The sequence below is a fragment of the Paraburkholderia sp. BL17N1 genome, assembly GCF_003634175.1.
GTDB lineage: Bacteria > Pseudomonadota > Gammaproteobacteria > Burkholderiales > Burkholderiaceae > Paraburkholderia.
On record NZ_RBIW01000001.1, the window covers coordinates 926,422 to 942,581 of the forward strand.

The window sequence follows — 16,160 nt, forward strand, 5'->3', positions numbered from 1 at the left end:
TCACTTCTTATGGTATTTTGGTTGACGACACGAATTCTACTGCCAAATTTTTGGTTTTAAGATAGCCGGATGGGCTGCGACCATTGCACCATGGAATTTGCGGCTGTAGCTTGCCTCGCCGCATCGCTGGCAATTCGTTCGATCGGGCCGACGTATCCTCCGATTCCGTGCGATACGTCGCCTGCGTACTGCTGCACCGTACTACATGAAGGAGATGCCACGCGCGCAGCCCACATTTGGCAGGCAATATCGGCCTCGCCAACAGGCGAACCCGCACGACACTCAGTCTATTGATCACCCAAGGTCGCGAAATAGGGGAAATTGCGCCGCAAACGCCTGGACATGACGATTCTGAAGAGGAGGTTTGTTCTGCTGTCGCACAAGCCCCGGTGTTTACTGACGCAACAATTCGAAGACCTGGACGCCTAAGGCCCTCGCAAGCTTTTCAATATTATCAATCGAGATATTGCGAGCCTCGCGCTCGACATGGGCAACAAACGACCGATCCAGTCCACTTTCGGCCGCCAAATCTTCCTGCGACCATTGCCTCTCCGCTCGAAGCCGCCGCAATTTGATCGCGAGGATTGCTCGCGCGCTTTGCGTGGGTTGGGGGGGAGATTGGCGCGTCATCCGCAGCATACTGCGAATTTGTAGCTACCCAGTCAGTAGCTTTTGCGTCACAATCCTGCTTCGACTGATTTGCTTCCGACTTTATGATTAAGAACCAGCTCGCCCAGCCAGGACACAACGACTTTTTTCGCCTAAATCTTGGTCACGACGTCATCGCGACCGTAGACCGTGACCACGGAATGGTCTGGCTTACGACAGGAAAAGGGCTTGAGGTCGGCATCAGTCTATTTGGAGACATCGAAGGAACGTATTTTGGAGATCAAGCAGCATTAGGGCTAAGCTCATCTGGTGCGGCAGGCTTCGTTGAACTGCCGTGCACTAAAGAACAGGCAAAGCAATTGTTTTCGGCAGCCGGCTGGAATCCAACTTCCCTAGCGATGTATTAACTTCGACCCGGCTCGATGCAGGAAGATTGAGTTGGTAACCAAACGAATATTCCGTCTTCTCCGCCCCCGTTGGACCGCAGCGCATGGGAACCGCAACCCTCATGCGCCTTTTCTGTTCAGAGGATCGAGGGGGCGGTCCAAGTCGTCGATGCTCATGCCTCGTCGGGAGCAATGAAACGCAATTCGCTGCCAACGTTGAAGCCATTGTTGCTCCAGTACCTTGTAACGGTCGACCTCCGCGCGCAATCTTTCCAAAGTCTGGTCGAAATACTGCCGCTCGGCCTCCATCGCGCGTGAACGGGACTGGCGCCCAGGCCTTGCGAGAGCGTCCTTCGCATCGTGATAGGCCCGGACAATCTCCGCGTGACGGCTCAGCGCTTGCCTTGTGAAACCTGAAAACGCCTCTACCCGCTCCCAGGTTAATTTGGTACCCAGTTCCCCATCACGCCAGCGTTCAAGCTCAGCGACTATGGCCGGCATCCTTCTTGGGCCGATCTTTGAGTTCGCTTTTATGACCTTTTGCATTCGACGCCCCTTCTTCAATATATTGAACTAGCTCGGCTTCGTTAAAGTCCAGCGTTGCAAGCTGTGTCATCAGTTGCTCGTACCGAATACGGAGATGTTTCAACCAGTCGGGATCGACTAGCGCCTGTCCTTCGATTTGAACCCTGACATTCTCCAGGCTGATGTAGGCGACAGCCGCCTGTCTCTTGAGTTCGTCCGTTCGCGACGCGTCGTGCTTCAGCCAGATATAGTCGTCGCAATTCGCCGAGCACTGCAGGTGACGCGGGCATGGCGCCATCTGGAAGTCGTGGATGCACATTCCCGTCCCGACATCATGGACGGCATGGATGCGTGCTGACAGAAACGTGTGTGCGCGCTCGACTGGCAATACCTTCGCTATCTCCGGCACCGCACCGCTGACGCGACCGTTCATGATGTCCGTCACTACCTGCGTGGCCTTTTGGGCGGGTGTCAGATGCTGGTAGGCCTTCGTGTCGGCAGCGTGCTTGCGCCCAAACCATTTGGTCTGGACGAGGTCCGGCGCACCGCCCTCATCGAGCAGGTGGTTCAGGAAGTGGCGGAATCCATGCGAACGGACGTTTATGTAGTCACCATCACTGTTGGCTATTGCATGACGCTCGAAGACCGAACTGATGACACCACGTCCCGTCAGGAAGTCCCGCACGTTCTGGTCCGTGATCGGACGCGCAGCATAGGTCAGCGTCGTCCGGGTGCCGCGATGCATCTGGTTTGTATATGCAACGCAGAGCGCTTCGTGGAGTGCGATTCCGCCCCCTGGCGCACCCGGTATCGTGGGCATCATCCAGTGGTCGACTCTGATTCCCCTCAGCAATGCGTCGCGATCGATGCGTATCCTTCCGTCGACGACCTTATACGCAATGCTTCGCGCTTTCAGGAACTGCGCGATATTCCTACTTCGCAAACCGAGCACCGTGAGCAACGTAGCCCCATCCACTTCGACCTGTGACGGCATCGTTGCGAGTAATTCACCCGATTCATGGAAGGCCCGAGCGACCTGCCGCGCGCCCCGTGTTGCTTCGCGCAGTTCATCCAGAGCCTCCTCGACGACCTGCTCCGTTTCCGTCAGCAATGGCTTCCTTTCCCATTCGACGGTCACGTCATCCACCCTTCCCTTCAAACGTGCATAACGCAGATTCTTGCTTCCATCTTCAGACAAGGAGAGGGGTTTCTCCGGCAGGGTCAGCATTTCGCCGATGCGCAGCCCGGTGCAGACCATTACCGTAGCAATCAGAATCATGATGCGATCGGCACTGGCCGGATCATGCGGCGATGCGCCGCGCGGAATTTGCTGATATAGGTAGCCGATTGCACGAATGGCCTCCTCATCTGGTAACGAATTCCGTTTCCCGACCTCCGATTTCGAGTCGTCGATACGATCAGGCGTCATCGATTCCGGACGAACTTTGCGGCGACAGCGCCAGTCGAGTCGTATCCGGCACAAACCGTTGCGGTCCAGTGCGTCGGCAAACTCTTCCATGTGACCAACGACCTTGTATGCCGACGATTCATTCTCACGTTTGAACAGCATCGCGGCAGCAGCGTCCAGGTGGTCCGCCGACAGTTCGCCGATGTTGTAGTCGCGGTCCGCCAACGCATCATATACGTAGCGCGTTGCTCGGACGAACACCATGTGGCTGCTTGCGGACTGGCCGCGTTGACGGTGTCTGAGGCAAACAAGCGACTTCACCACATCCCCAAACGACCCACATAGTGGCGATCCGGCCACACGTGGCAAACCGCTATGTTGGGTGAACAGCAGACGCTGTGCAGGCCTGTCCGCCTTGTAACCACGGGTTCGATGCTGATAGGCCTCCGACACGTCCCAGATCGAGCTGCTCCACACCACACCCGGGAACGGGACTCTAGCCTTGGCGTTGGATATAAGCACCTCATGGTTGATAAGCCAATTGTCTGACAGCCCCTCGACAGCGCCGACGGCGGCCATCGACTTACGCCGGCTTGCGATGCCCGCGCACATATTCGTCAACTTTCCGAATCACTTCTGCGACCGCGTATATCACGTCATCAAGCTGGATCGACAAGCGGGGAGCATATTTCTGCTCGCGCTCCCGTCGACTCGCCAGCAACTCGTTTAGCACAGCTTGATGGTCGGCTTCCACATAAGGCTGGAATTTCGGACACAGATAGCACGAGAATGGTGGATCGAGTACACAGAGTCGATCCTGCCCACACGCTCCAATTTCAACCGGCGGTACCGCCAACATGTCTCCAGTGAACCTGATGCTTTTCGCGGGGTCGGTGCCATTCACTGCCGACGCTGACGACGGCACCAGCGTTCCACGGAACAGCCTCATCAGTGGCCCGATCCTAAGCACAGCAGCACGATCCAAGATCTTCGTCAGTCGACGTCCCTTCAATGAGTAATAAACTTGAACGTGCTGTGTGTCGGAATGGTCAAGCATGGTGGCCAGCACTTTCCGTGATACGCCCAGCTCGACCATCGTCGTTGCGAACGTATAGCGCAACCGACGGGAGGTAACGTGAAGCGCGCGCTCCGTACGCGGGGATTTGAGATTCGTCCGCGCGGCAAACTGCTTTATCAGCTGACGGAACTGTTCGACCGTAATGTGATACCCATATTCACCTATACCGGTATCCAGGCACCAAGGATCGATGTTGTTGCGCATGAAGAGCGGTCGAGGGAAATCACCGCAGTCGATCGCCAGGTTGGCGTCCAGAAGCGTCCGTAAGACGCCCGCCAGTTCAGCACTCACGCGCTCCTCGACAAATCCCTGCCGAACACCAATGCCCGGCTTCTTGATCCTCGGAATCGAGAGCACCCATTGCTCCGGTACGTCGAACCCCTCGAGCGCATTCCTCAAGTCCGTCTCCCGCAGCAAGCAGAAGTTAGCCGGGTTGCGGCCGTATGCAAGACTAAGCGCGACGGCAGCACGCTGCATTACGTGCAGACGAACCGTCGATACGTCATCCAACAGCGCGCGACGCAAGATCGTAACCTCGGCATCCCAGAGCGGGCCGCACTCTACGTCCTCGAGTTCGACCGCAAGGCGCGAAGGCCGCGCAGGAATCTGCACCTCATCGAGTTCGAGCGCGAACTCCTCGTCGAAACCGAGACAGTCGAGCATTTCCGATGACCAAAGGTACCAGCTACGCAGGACGTAAAAATCTTCCATCGCTTTCCGGGTGCGGAGAGTTTGGATTGCCTTTTCGATATGGACGCGCAGGGCGGTTCGAAGGCGCGATGGATCATTGATTCCAGACAGCTGCCGCCACATGTTCTGAAGCTCGCCAGTGGCCATCTTGCGTTCTGAGTGAAGGCCACGCAGCGCACCGACAACCGTACGGATTCCGGCCGCAACGGTTTGTCCAGATTGCTGGGCAAGCAGCAGCACCGCCCATCGCCGCAGCGCATAGTTCACAATCACATTGCAGTCGATGAGGCTGGACCAGTCAATGGCCACATGTGTGGTGACAACATTGAATTTCCATACGAGGCCGTCGAGATTCATCCGCCGCCCATCTCGGTCCACCACTTGATCGGGTAACGGAGGCAGCCCGTTTCGCCGCATATGTGCAGCCATGGCCCGGTTCACGTCACTGTTTGTCATCTATCGTCCCGGACGATTGATCTATCGAAGAGCGAAGCCTGGTAGCTCAGGCTGATCTCGCATGATTCCCGTCGGATGGCGGCGTCGATGTACGGTTTCACCGAGTCGGCCGAGCGCCAGCCGAAGAAGTACATCATGTGCTTGTCGATCCGTTCCTCATCCAGACCGTTGCGCAGTCCTGCCGCGCGGAAGCCGGTGGCACACGTGCTGCGCAGGCAGTGCGGGTGCAGATCGTCGAACTCAGGATGGACCACAGAAACTTGATCGAGCAGACCGTTTACGCGCGCGAGGCTCATCGGCTGCCCGCCCCGGCTCAGAAACAGGAAAGGGCTCCTGTTAGCACCGGGAATCTGCCGTCGCGCCCTACAGATGTACTCGTTAAGGTATCTCGCCAGTGAGGCGTCGCACGGCAGATGTCTCGACTCGGTCTTGACCTGCGGCTCGTTGATCCGCGGATCAACAGGATCGTCAGGTGAACGCACCACACGAATTTCGGGAATGGCTCGAGCCAGGTGGCAGTCCGAAACCCGGAGCTTGAGCAGCTCACCCCGCCGCACACCGAGCATCGCCATCATCAGCACAATCAGGAAGTTACGGCTTCGGTATGGCGTTTTCCACGGATTATCGCAAGAGTCGGGGTGGCAAATCCGCAAAAGCCGCTGCAGCCGATCATCGGAAAGAGGTGCCGCGTGCGAAGCGGATGGCAAGCGGGCGCGGGCTGCCGTAGCAAAGCTACGCTTGATGAGCGTCAGTCGGACCTGCATGTCTCGTATTCCCGGGCCGCCCACGGGCAGCGTGGACATCACGCACTCGAGATGCCACACGACGCATTGCGAAACGACGTTCAACCTAAACGCCACAGTGCTGGGTGAGACGATCAGCTTGCGAACCTTCCCGGCCGTCTGGAAGTTTCGCCGCAGCCAAGGGTAAAGCTGGCAGACGATCTCGTCCTGAGTCAGACCTTCGCCGGACGTGAGCCGCCCCTGTAATGGGAAGGCCTCCGACGAAGCCCATGCCCACAGGAAACCTAGAACACGGAGCGTCTTCACCAGGCTGCTGACGGACAGTCGGGGGCGCAATCGCTTGATCAAATAAGCATTGATCCAGGCTACCGGTTGCCGGTCGGCATCCAGCAGTATCGGCAGACGCTCACCGCCCGCGTGTAGAACTGTCACAACGTGAAATCTAGGCTCCATGGACTTCTCCCGGATGCTCTCGATTCACTGTAGGCAATGTTTACGATTTTTTCCTGGCAGCCTCTGCCAATCCTACCGGTTCGGGCCGTCGGCACATGAAGTTGACAGTAACAGCTACGGACGAAAGATTCCCGGCGGCCGCGGTGCTCCTCCGATAAATGTTTCGGGTCACGAAACACTCCGAATACCAGACACAGAAAGAAAAACCCCGCCAGAAGGCGGGGTTGATCTTTACAGTTTTTGGTTACGGGAAGTCAGAAGGGAATATCGTCGTCCATCTCATCGAACCCGCCGCCAGCCGGCGCGCTCGGACGGCTCGCGCCGCCACCGCCACCACCGCTGCCGCCACGCGCACCGCCGCCCGACACTGCGCGGCCACCACCACCGCCGCCGCCGCTGCGCTCCGACGGCTCACCACGGCTGTAGCCGCCTTCGTCGCCACCGCCGCCCATCGAACCGCCGCGGCCGCCCAGCATTTGCATCTGTTCGGCGACGATTTCCGTCGAGTAACGGTCGGTGCCGTCTTGCGCCTGCCACTTACGGGTGCGGATGCGCCCTTCCAGGTACACCGACGAGCCCTTCTTCAAATATTCGGAGACGATTTCCGCGAGGCGGCCGAAGAACGACACGCGGTGCCATTCGGTCGCTTCCTTCATTTCGCCGGACGCCTTGTCCTTATACCGATCCGTCGTTGCAAGGCGGATGTTCGCCACTGCGTCGCCGCTCGGCAGATAACGGACTTCCGGATCGGCTCCGAGATTGCCGACGAGAATGACCTTGTTCACGGATGCCATGAGTTTCTCCTGTTGATTCCGTTACGGGCGGCGCGGCAATACACGGTTTCGCGTTTTCAGGGCCGGCAGGCCCGAGACCGGAACTGCGCCTCTGCCCGCCGCCGGGTGAGTTCTGGGTAAGTTCGGGATGCGCCGTATTACGCTTTGCGCGGCGGCTGTTTCATCTTTGCGGCGATTATAAGCCAGCACAAGACGAGCCCCGAACACGTAAAAAAGACAGCGCTCTGACCATCCACTTTCAGCAGCCAACCGCCGACCACACCGCCCAGCGCAAGACCGATCGACTGCGTGGTGTTGTACACGCCGGCCGCCGCTCCCTTGCGGGTTCCCGGCGCCAGTTTCGACACCAGCGAAGGCTGCGAAGCCTCAAGAATATTGAAGCCCAAAAAGTACACAAAAAGGATCGCCGCCACACTCAGAATCGTATGCGGAGCGACGCCCAATAACAACTGTCCGATCAGGATAAGAGCAATCGCGGAGAGCAGCACGATTTTCATCTTGCCGCGCTTTTCGGCGGCGATGATCGCGGGCACCATCATCACGAACGAAAGGCCCATGACCGGCAAATACACCTTCCAATGCGACGCGACCGGCAGGCCGCCCGCTTCGAGAATGCGCGGCACGACGAGGAACAGTGCGGTTTGCGTGGCATGCAGGACCAGCACGCCGAAGTTCAGACGCAGCAGTTCGACGTTGTGCAGCACTTCGGCGAACGGCGCGCGCACGTGCACCGGTTTTGGCGCGTCGGGCACGATCCACAGCACCACGCCGATCGCCAGAATCGAGAAGATGCCGACGAGCGTGAACAGCCCGCTCATGCCGACCCACTGGAACACGATCGGCGCACCGACGATCGCCACCGCGAACGACACGCCGATGCTGCCGCCCACCATCGCCATGGCCTTGGTGCGATGTTCCTCGGAGGTCAGGTCGGCGATAAACGCGATCACCGCGGACGAGACCGCGCCCATGCCCTGAATCACCCGTCCGACGATGATCCACGTCATGTCGTGCGCGCCCGCGGCGACGAAGCTGCCGAGCGCGAAAATCAGCAAACCGGTCGCAATGACCGGTTTGCGGCCGACCTTGTCGGAAACCCAACCGTAAAAGATGTACAGCATGGACTGCGTCACGCCGTATGCGCCGAGCGCGATACCCACCAGCAGCACGTTGTCGCCGCCGGGGATGGTCTTCGCGTAGATCGAGAACACCGGCATGATCATGAAGAGACCGAGCATGCGCAGCGCAAAGATGGCGGCAAGCGACACGGTCGCGCGCAGTTCAGGCGCGCTCATGCGTGAGGAAATGGCGGACGGATTGGACATCGGGAGCGTTCGTAGATTGAGCTGGACGGCACACCGCGGACAGGCACAGCGGCGGCGCGGGCACGCCCGCGAGGCTTGCCGCAAGACAGCGGGCCGGCGGCGCCGCGGCGTTCGAGCCGACAGCCTTCCTGCATTCCCGCTGGCGCCTCGCGGTGCCTCGTGTTGCCTTGTACTCGCGGAAAACGGCCCCAAGTTAGACGTCTTCCCGCGGCGCTGGACCGCTGCCTTACAGCACGCCTCGACGCCTCTTCAGGCTGTCAGGAAGCCGTAACGGCGGTCTTGAAAAGTCGTTATAGTAGCAGGTTTAGCCTCTTCCTCTTTCCGCCAGTTCATGGAATAAATCCGTGGAACAAATCCGTATTCGTGGGGCTCGCACCCACAACCTGAAGAACGTCAACCTCGATTTACCCCGTCACAAGCTCGTTGTCATCACGGGCCTCTCAGGCTCGGGCAAATCGTCGCTGGCGTTCGACACGCTTTACGCGGAAGGACAACGGCGCTACGTCGAAAGTCTCTCCGCCTACGCACGTCAGTTCCTGCAACTGATGGAGAAACCGGACGTCGATCTGATCGAAGGCCTGTCGCCGGCGATCTCGATCGAACAGAAGGCGACCTCGCACAATCCGCGTTCCACGGTCGGCACCGTCACCGAAATTCACGACTATCTGCGCCTGTTGTTCGCGCGGGTCGGCACGCCTTACTGTCCGGACCACGAAATTCCGCTGGAAGCGCAAAGCGTCTCGCAGATGGTCGACGCCGCGCTCGCGTTGCCGGAAGAAACGAAGCTGATGATCCTCGCGCCCGTGGTGGCGAACCGCAAGGGCGAGCACGTCGAACTGTTCGAGGAAATGCAGGCGCAAGGCTTTATCCGTTTCCGCGTGCGCTCCGGCGGCGGCACCGCCAATGAAGGCGTCGCGAAGATCTATGAAGTCGACTCGCTGCCGAAGCTGAAGAAGAACGACAAACACACCATCGACGTGGTCGTGGACCGCCTGAAAGTGCGCCCCGACATGAAGCAGCGTCTCGCCGAATCGTTCGAAACGGCGCTGCGTCTCGCCGACGGCCGCGCGATCGCGCTCGAAATGGATACGGACAAGGAGCATCTGTTCAGCTCGAAGTTCGCCTGCCCGATCTGCTCGTATTCGCTACAGGAACTGGAGCCGCGCCTCTTCTCGTTCAACAATCCGATGGGCGCATGCCCGGAATGCGACGGCCTCGGCCAGATCACTTTCTTCGATCCGAAGCGGGTGGTCGCGCATCCGTCGCTGTCGCTCGCGGCGGGCGCCGTGAAGGGCTGGGACCGGCGCAATCAGTTCTACTTCCAGATGCTGCAAAGTCTCGCGGCGTTCTACGAGTTCGACATCGACACGGCCGTTGAAGACTTGCCGGAGAAAGTCCGCAAGATCCTGCTGTTCGGTTCGGGCAAGCAGGAAATCCCGTTCTCGTACATCAACGAACGCGGCCGCACTTCGGTGCGCGAGCATGTATTCGAAGGGATCATCCCGAATCTGGAGCGGCGTTACCGCGAGACCGATTCGGTCGCGGTGCGCGAGGAACTCGCCAAGTATCAGAACAACCAGCCCTGCCCGGCCTGCGCCGGCACGCGGCTGCGGCGCGAAGCGCGCTTCGTGCGGATCGGCACGGACGGCGACGCGCGCGGCATCTTCGAAATCAGCGGCTGGCCGCTGCGCGACGCGCTCGGCTATTTCCAGACGCTGCGCCTGGAAGGATCGAAGCGCGAGATCGCCGACAAGGTGGTCAAGGAAATCGTCGCGCGCCTGATGTTCCTGAACAACGTCGGGCTGGATTATCTGTCGCTGGAGCGCAGCGCGGAAACGCTGTCCGGCGGCGAGGCGCAGCGCATTCGCCTCGCGTCGCAAATCGGCTCAGGGCTGACCGGCGTGATGTACGTGCTGGACGAGCCGTCTATCGGCCTGCATCAGCGCGATAACGACCGGCTGATCGCCACGCTCAAGCATCTGCGCGACCTCGGCAACTCGGTGATCGTCGTCGAGCACGACGAGGACATGATCCGCATGGCCGACTACGTGGTCGACATGGGCCCGGGCGCGGGCGAACACGGCGGCATGGTGATCGCCGAGGGCACGCCCAAACAGGTGCAGGCGAACGCGGCGTCGATGACCGGGCAGTACATGTCCGGCGCGCGCAACATCGAGTTCCCGGACGAACGCAAGGAGCCCGACGATAAGCGCCTGCGAATCGTCGAGGCGTACGGCAACAATCTGCAGCACGTGTCGCTGGATCTGCCGGTCGGCCTGCTCACCTGCGTGACCGGCGTGTCCGGTTCGGGCAAGTCCACGCTGATCAACGACACGCTGTACCACGCGGTCGCGCATCACCTGTACGGGTCGGCCACGGAGCCGGCGCCGTATGAATCGATCGAAGGCCTCGAGCACTTCGACAAGGTCATCAACGTCGACCAGTCGCCGATCGGCCGCACACCGCGCTCGAACCCGGCCACCTACACGGGCCTCTTCACGCCGATCCGCGAACTGTTCGCGGGCGTGCCCGCGGCGAAGGAACGCGGCTATGAAGCCGGCCGCTTCTCGTTCAACGTGAAGGGCGGCCGCTGCGAGTCCTGCCAGGGCGACGGCGTGCTGAAAGTCGAGATGCACTTCCTGCCCGACGTCTACGTGCCGTGCGACGTCTGTCACGGCAAGCGCTACAACCGCGAAACGCTGGACGTGCAGTACAAAGGCAAGAACATCAGTGAAGTGCTCGACATGACGGTGGAGAACGCCTACGAGTTCTTCAAGCCGGTGCCGGTCGTTGCGCGCAAGCTGAAAACCTTGCTGGACGTGGGTCTGGGTTATATCCGGCTGGGCCAGTCGGCGACCACGCTGTCCGGCGGCGAGGCGCAGCGGGTCAAACTATCTTTGGAACTGAGCAAGCGTGATACGGGTCGCACGCTATACATACTTGATGAGCCGACCACCGGCTTGCACTTTCATGACATCGCCCTGTTGCTCGAAGTGATTCATCGATTACGCGACCAGGGTAATACCGTCGTGATCATCGAGCATAATCTCGATGTAATAAAGACTGCGGACTGGGTCATCGATCTCGGTCCGGAAGGCGGAGCGGGCGGCGGGCAGATCATCGCCCAAGGCACGCCGGAACAAGTTGCGAAGTCAAAGGCAAGTTTTACCGGCAAGTACCTGGCGCCTCTGCTGAAACGCGCGGCCAGTAAAAGTAAGTAACGCGGCACAACTCGGTTGGAGACGGAATAAGCCATGGCCAAGCGGAATCAGGCGCGCGACGACGGGCAAGTGCAGGACCTACGCCCACGCCCGGTCAGGCTGACGAGCGACATGAGCCTGCCGAAGCTGTCGGCGGTTGAAATCGGCAGTTATATCGTGATGCTGTTCGGCATGTGGGCGGTCATCGAACTCCGGTTGCTCGGCGCGTTGCTCGCCGGGCTGCTGGTGTTCCAACTGGTTCACACCATCGCGCCGCGCATCGAGCGCCACATGTCGAGCAAGCGGGCACGCTGGCTCGCCGTCGTGATCCTGGCCACGGTGATCGTGGGAGCGTTGACGGGGCTCACGCTCGGCATCATCGAGCATTTCGAGAACGACGTGCCGAGCGTGCAGAAGCTGCTCGACCAGGCCATGCAGCTGATCGACCAGGCGCGCGGCCGGATTCCGCATTTCGTCGCCAACTATCTGCCGGTCGATACCGAACAGATGAAGACCAAGGCGGCGGAGTTGATGCAGACGCACGCCAACATGCTTCAGCAAAGCGGCAAGACCGCGGCGCGCGCGTTCACGCATATCCTGATCGGCATGATCATCGGCGCGATCATCGCGGTCGGCGCGCAGAAGCATATGCAGCGGCTGCCGCTATCCACGGCGTTCGTCACACGCGTGACACGTTTCGCCGACGCGTTTCGCCGCATCGTGTTCGCCCAGGTAAAGATCTCGGCGATCAACGCGGCCTTCACGGGCATCTTCCTGCTGGTGATTCTGCCGATCTTCCACGACACCCTGCCGTTGTCGAAGACGCTGGTGCTGGTCACGTTCATCGTCGGCTTGCTGCCGGTGATCGGCAATCTGATCTCGAACACGATCATCGTGGCGGTGGCGCTCTCGGTGAGCTTTCCCGCGGCGGTCATGTCGCTCGTGTTCCTGATCCTGATTCACAAGCTCGAGTACTTCCTGAACGCGCGCATCGTGGGCGGACAGATCGAGGCGCGCGCGTGGGAATTGCTGATCGCCATGCTCATCATGGAAGCCGCGTTCGGTCTTCCCGGCGTGATCGCGGCGCCGATTTTCTATGCGTATATCAAGCGGGAACTGATTTACTTGCGGTTGGTTTGAGGCGGCGGCAAGCGGGTCATCAGAACAGAAACAACGGCGCTTCGGCGCCGTTTTTCATGGGTCGCACGTTTACGGAAAACTTGCGGCGCACGGCAACACTCCCGTAAGATGCGAACAATTCCCATTTACGAAGCGTGTGCCGTGACACCCCTTTCCAAGCCCTGCTCCATCGCGACGGCGCGCCTATGAGGCGTCAGCTCGTCCGTTTGCACCGCTGGTTCGGTGTCGCCACAGCGCTGTTTCTGTTCGTCGCCGGCCTGACTGGCGCGATCATCGCGTGGGACCATGAGCTCGATGCGGCGCTGAACCCATCCTTCTTCAAGGCCCGCAGCACCGGTCCGGCGCTGTCGGGCCTGGAGTTGGCGCGTCGCGTGGAAGCGGCCGATTCGCGTCTTCAGGTGACGTATCTGCCGCTCGCCGCCGAGCCGGGCCATACGCTGCAAATGATGGTGCTGCCGAGAACCGACCCGGGCACCCGGAAGCCCTACCCGCTCGACTTCAATCAGATTGCCGTCGACCCGGCCACCGGCGAGATCCAAGGGCGCCGCGAATGGGGCGCCGTGTCGCTCACGCGGCTCAATCTGATCCCGTTCATCTACAAGCTGCACTACACGCTGCAACTGCCGTTTACGGGCGGCGTGGACATCGGCACGTGGTTGATGGGGATCGTCGGCATCATCTGGCTGTTCGACAGCGTGATCGCGTTGTGGCTGTCGTTTCCGAGCGTCAAGGCATGGCGCAAGTCGTTCGCGTTTCGCCTCGGGCGCGGCGGCTATACGTTCACTTTCGATTTGCACCGCTCAGGCGGCGTGTGGATCTGGGGCCTGCTGGTGATCCTTGCGCTGACATCGGTATCGATGAATCTGTCCGCGCCGGTGGTGCGGCCCATCGTGTCGCTGTTCTCGAAGCTCACGCCGGACCCGATCAACAACCCTGAAATCCTGCGCGCCCCGCAACCCGGCGACAAGGTGTTGAGCCGCGAGCGTATCGTGCAACTGGCCGAGCAGGCCGGCCGCGCGCAGAAACTCAGCGTCGCGCCGGGCGGCATCTACTACGCGGAATTCATGCATGCATACGGTGTCGGTTTCTACGCGACCGGCAACGATCACGGCGACTTCGGCCTCGGCGTTCCGTGGATGTATTGGGACGCGGCCACCGGCAAGCAACTTGGCGCACAGATCCCCGGCAGGGGTACGGCGGGCGATATTTTCGTGCAGGTGCAATTCCCTCTGCATTCGGGACGCATCCTCGGTCTCGGCGGACGGATTCTGATTAGCGCTGTCGGCATCGCGGTCGCCGTGTTGAGCGCGACGGGACTGCTAATCTGGCTGAAGAAGCTGAGCGCGCGCCGCCGTTCGGCGCAGAACGCCAGTCTCGCGCGCGAAGCGGGCCGGTCCGCGGCGCGCTCCTGATCGCGGGCAAACAAAAAGGCGGCGCCGGAATTATCCGGACGCCGCCTTCCATACCGAGCCCGCCAGCAACAGCTTTTCGCTTAGCGAAACACCACCGACTTGCTGCCGTTCAACACGACGCGATGCTCGACGTGCCACTTCACCGCACGCGCCAGCGTCACGCACTCCACGTCGCGGCCGATCGCCGTAAGTTGCTCCGGGGTCATGCTGTGGTCGACCCGCTCCACTTCCTGTTCGATGATCGGACCTTCGTCGAGATCCGTCGTCACGTAATGAGCGGTCGCGCCGATCAGTTTCACGCCGCGGTCGAACGCCTGGTAGTACGGCTTCGCGCCCTTGAAGCTCGGCAGGAACGAGTGATGAATGTTGATCGCGCGGCCGGCCAATGCTTCGCACAGCTTCGGCGACAGAATCTGCATATAGCGCGCAAGCACCACCAGGTCGGCTTGATGCTCGTCGATCACTTCGAGCACGCGCGCTTCCTGCGCGGCCTTCGCGTCGGGCGTGGCGCCCAGCAGCGGGAAATGATGGAACGGAATGTCGTAGCTGGCGGCGAGCTGATAGAACTCCTTGTGGTTCGAGATGATCGCCGGAATCTCGATTCCCAGTTGGCCGGTGCGGTAGCGGAACAGCAGATCGTTCAGGCAATGGCCGATCTTCGACACCATGATCACCACGCGCGGCTTGACCGACGCGTCGTGCAACTCCCAGCGCATGCCGAACTGCCCGGCAAGCGCCGCGAACGACTCGCGTAGCACCTCCAGACCCGGATCGCCGCCCACCTGCTGGAAATGCACGCGCATGAAGAACTCGCCGGTGCGGCTGTCGCCGAACTGCGCGGAGTCGAGAATATTGCTGCCACGCTCGAACAGAAAGCCCGATACGGCGTGAACGATGCCGGGCCGGTCGGCGCACGACAGTTTGAGGATAAAGCTGTGATCGGTCGACATGACCTGGGTGACTCCCTTCTTCAATGCGTGGTTTGTTCGGTGTGTCTGGTTCGACGCGGCGCGCTTCGGCATGGTCATTGTGCGCGCACCGATGCGGCGCTCAGGCGAATACCGGCGGCACGAACAACGCCTCGATGCCGGTACACGCGTCTTCATCGATCCAGCGGCGGCGCAGCAGGCAATCCAGCGTGGCCAGGCTCGCGTCGACGGTCATGGCGCCCTCCTCAATCCAGCGCGCCGCTTCGTCGATACGCGCGAGCCGGTGTTCACCCACTTCGCCATCCTGATTGCGCGGCGCGAAATCGGCCGGCAGCGCGAGGTCGTAGATAAAAATCTGTTCGGCCTGCGTGCCTTCCGGCAACGATTGCAGCACATGCGCAGTGCGCCCCGCCACCGCGCGAGTGGCGATTTCCTCAGGAATGCCGGCTTCTTCCCAGCATTCCTTGACGATCGTTTCCGCGACGCCGAAGCCCCAGCCGATCCCGCCCGCCACCACATTGTCGAGCATGCCCGGGTCGGTCGCCTTGGTGTCGCTGCGGCGCGCGATCCACAATTGCGGCGCGCCACGGGGCGCCCCGCTATCCGCGTATTCTACGACGCCGTTCAGATGCACTGCGTAGGTCATCGTTCCGAAGAAGCGCGACGCCGCGCGTTCGATATACGCGAGCGGCGGCGCATCGAACGCATTGCGGATCGCGTAGGTCTCGTTGCGCCAACCCGGAATGCGGTCTTCAGCGGCGAGCGCGCCGATCACGGAACCGAGCGCGGCGCTGCGCAAATCCACCGTATTGAATGCGGGCGCCAGAGTCACACGGCCGCTGTCGATATCGAACACATCGGGCCAGCGCGCAAGCAATGGCACATCGCCCGTGCGGATCCAGCCGACCTGTTCGGCGTCGATACAGAACGGCACATGCGCCTGCACGTCGAAGCGGCGCGCGGCGGTAATGCATGGCAAAGTCATTTAACGCTCCAAACTAATGTCCGCGCA

At 60.7% G+C, this 16,160-nt stretch carries 13 protein-coding genes; 4 read left to right on the forward strand and 9 right to left on the reverse strand.

Translation table 11 applies throughout. From position 1 onward, the window contains the following. Positions 1-393 precede the first annotated feature (393 nt). Positions 394-639 carry a helix-turn-helix transcriptional regulator gene (locus B0G82_RS03930; RefSeq protein ID WP_347236690.1) on the reverse strand — a complete coding sequence of 82 codons (246 nt, stop codon included), beginning with the start codon at positions 637-639 and terminating at the stop codon, positions 394-396. 74 nt (positions 640-713) lie between these two features. On the opposite strand from B0G82_RS03930, the gene B0G82_RS39335 reads away from it, so the two are divergent. After that, positions 714-1,016, forward strand: a complete 303-nt coding sequence (locus tag B0G82_RS39335) for a hypothetical protein (RefSeq protein ID WP_147439443.1) — start codon at positions 714-716, stop codon at positions 1,014-1,016. Positions 1,017-1,115: 99 nt separating this feature from the next. Here B0G82_RS39335 and B0G82_RS03935 read toward each other — a convergent pair whose 3' ends face one another. From B0G82_RS03935 to B0G82_RS03960, 6 genes are all read right to left on the reverse strand, one after another. Next, on the reverse strand, positions 1,116-1,541 hold the full coding sequence (locus B0G82_RS03935) for a hypothetical protein (RefSeq protein ID WP_121306715.1): 426 nt from the start codon (positions 1,539-1,541) through the stop codon (positions 1,116-1,118). Then, positions 1,477-3,507: an integrase gene (locus B0G82_RS03940; RefSeq protein ID WP_121308608.1), complete on the reverse strand. Its 2,031-nt coding sequence runs from the start codon at positions 3,505-3,507 to the stop codon at positions 1,477-1,479. The genes B0G82_RS03935 and B0G82_RS03940 overlap by 65 nt, the downstream gene beginning before the upstream one ends. 4 nt (positions 3,508-3,511) lie before the next feature. After that, a complete protein-coding gene (locus tag B0G82_RS03945; protein WP_158608125.1) occupies positions 3,512-5,053 on the reverse strand; it encodes a site-specific integrase in 1,542 nt (513 codons plus the stop codon). 95 nt (positions 5,054-5,148) lie between these two features. After that, on the reverse strand, positions 5,149-6,348 hold the full coding sequence (locus tag B0G82_RS03950; RefSeq protein WP_121306717.1) for a site-specific integrase: 1,200 nt from the start codon (positions 6,346-6,348) through the stop codon (positions 5,149-5,151). A 254-nt stretch (positions 6,349-6,602) separates the two neighbouring features. Next, the gene (locus tag B0G82_RS03955; protein ID WP_012431674.1) at positions 6,603-7,142 is read right to left on the reverse strand and encodes a single-stranded DNA-binding protein; all 540 of its coding nucleotides are present in this window, start codon (positions 7,140-7,142) and stop codon (positions 6,603-6,605) included. 137 nt (positions 7,143-7,279) lie between these two features. After that, on the reverse strand, positions 7,280-8,467 hold the full coding sequence (locus B0G82_RS03960) for an MFS transporter (protein WP_012431673.1): 1,188 nt from the start codon (positions 8,465-8,467) through the stop codon (positions 7,280-7,282). 344 nt (positions 8,468-8,811) lie between these two features. Here B0G82_RS03960 and uvrA point away from each other — a divergent pair, with 344 nt between their 5' ends. From uvrA to B0G82_RS03975, 3 genes are all read left to right on the forward strand, one after another. After that, on the forward strand, positions 8,812-11,688 hold the full coding sequence (uvrA, locus tag B0G82_RS03965; protein ID WP_106282088.1) for an excinuclease ABC subunit UvrA: 2,877 nt from the start codon (positions 8,812-8,814) through the stop codon (positions 11,686-11,688). A gap of 33 nt (positions 11,689-11,721) precedes the next feature. Next, the gene (locus B0G82_RS03970) at positions 11,722-12,807 is read left to right on the forward strand and encodes an AI-2E family transporter (RefSeq protein ID WP_116143012.1); all 1,086 of its coding nucleotides are present in this window, start codon (positions 11,722-11,724) and stop codon (positions 12,805-12,807) included. Positions 12,808-12,992: 185 nt separating this feature from the next. Next, positions 12,993-14,219, forward strand: a complete 1,227-nt coding sequence (locus tag B0G82_RS03975) for a PepSY-associated TM helix domain-containing protein (protein WP_121306718.1) — start codon at positions 12,993-12,995, stop codon at positions 14,217-14,219. 80 nt (positions 14,220-14,299) lie between these two features. Here the strand turns inward: B0G82_RS03975 and purU are convergent, their stop codons facing one another. Together purU and B0G82_RS03985 are read right to left on the reverse strand one after the other, a co-directional pair. Further along, on the reverse strand, positions 14,300-15,169 hold the full coding sequence (gene purU / locus B0G82_RS03980) for a formyltetrahydrofolate deformylase (RefSeq protein WP_121308609.1): 870 nt from the start codon (positions 15,167-15,169) through the stop codon (positions 14,300-14,302). A 100-nt stretch (positions 15,170-15,269) separates the two neighbouring features. Further along, complete coding sequence (locus B0G82_RS03985; RefSeq protein ID WP_121306719.1) at positions 15,270-16,133, reverse strand: DUF4743 domain-containing protein; 864 nt, start codon at positions 16,131-16,133, stop codon at positions 15,270-15,272. Positions 16,134-16,160: the final 27 nt, after the last annotated feature.

Bases quoted from the DNA above. Each gene is read 5' to 3' on its own strand.
- B0G82_RS03930 (WP_347236690.1), bottom strand. From the start codon at position 639: ATGCTGCGGATGACGCGCCAATCTCCCCCCCAACCCACGCAAAGCGCG.
- B0G82_RS39335 (WP_147439443.1), top strand. From the start codon at position 714: ATGATTAAGAACCAGCTCGCCCAGCCAGGACACAACGACTTTTTTCGC.
- B0G82_RS03935 (WP_121306715.1), bottom strand. From the start codon at position 1,541: ATGCAAAAGGTCATAAAAGCGAACTCAAAGATCGGCCCAAGAAGGATG.
- B0G82_RS03940 (WP_121308608.1), bottom strand. From the start codon at position 3,507: ATGGCCGCCGTCGGCGCTGTCGAGGGGCTGTCAGACAATTGGCTTATC.
- B0G82_RS03945 (WP_158608125.1), bottom strand. From the start codon at position 5,053: ATGAATCTCGACGGCCTCGTATGGAAATTCAATGTTGTCACCACACAT.
- B0G82_RS03950 (WP_121306717.1), bottom strand. From the start codon at position 6,348: ATGGAGCCTAGATTTCACGTTGTGACAGTTCTACACGCGGGCGGTGAG.
- B0G82_RS03955 (WP_012431674.1), bottom strand. From the start codon at position 7,142: ATGGCATCCGTGAACAAGGTCATTCTCGTCGGCAATCTCGGAGCCGAT.
- B0G82_RS03960 (WP_012431673.1), bottom strand. From the start codon at position 8,467: ATGTCCAATCCGTCCGCCATTTCCTCACGCATGAGCGCGCCTGAACTG.
- B0G82_RS03970 (WP_116143012.1), top strand. From the start codon at position 11,722: ATGGCCAAGCGGAATCAGGCGCGCGACGACGGGCAAGTGCAGGACCTA.
- B0G82_RS03975 (WP_121306718.1), top strand. From the start codon at position 12,993: ATGAGGCGTCAGCTCGTCCGTTTGCACCGCTGGTTCGGTGTCGCCACA.
- purU (WP_121308609.1), bottom strand. From the start codon at position 15,169: ATGTCGACCGATCACAGCTTTATCCTCAAACTGTCGTGCGCCGACCGG.
- B0G82_RS03985 (WP_121306719.1), bottom strand. From the start codon at position 16,133: ATGACTTTGCCATGCATTACCGCCGCGCGCCGCTTCGACGTGCAGGCG.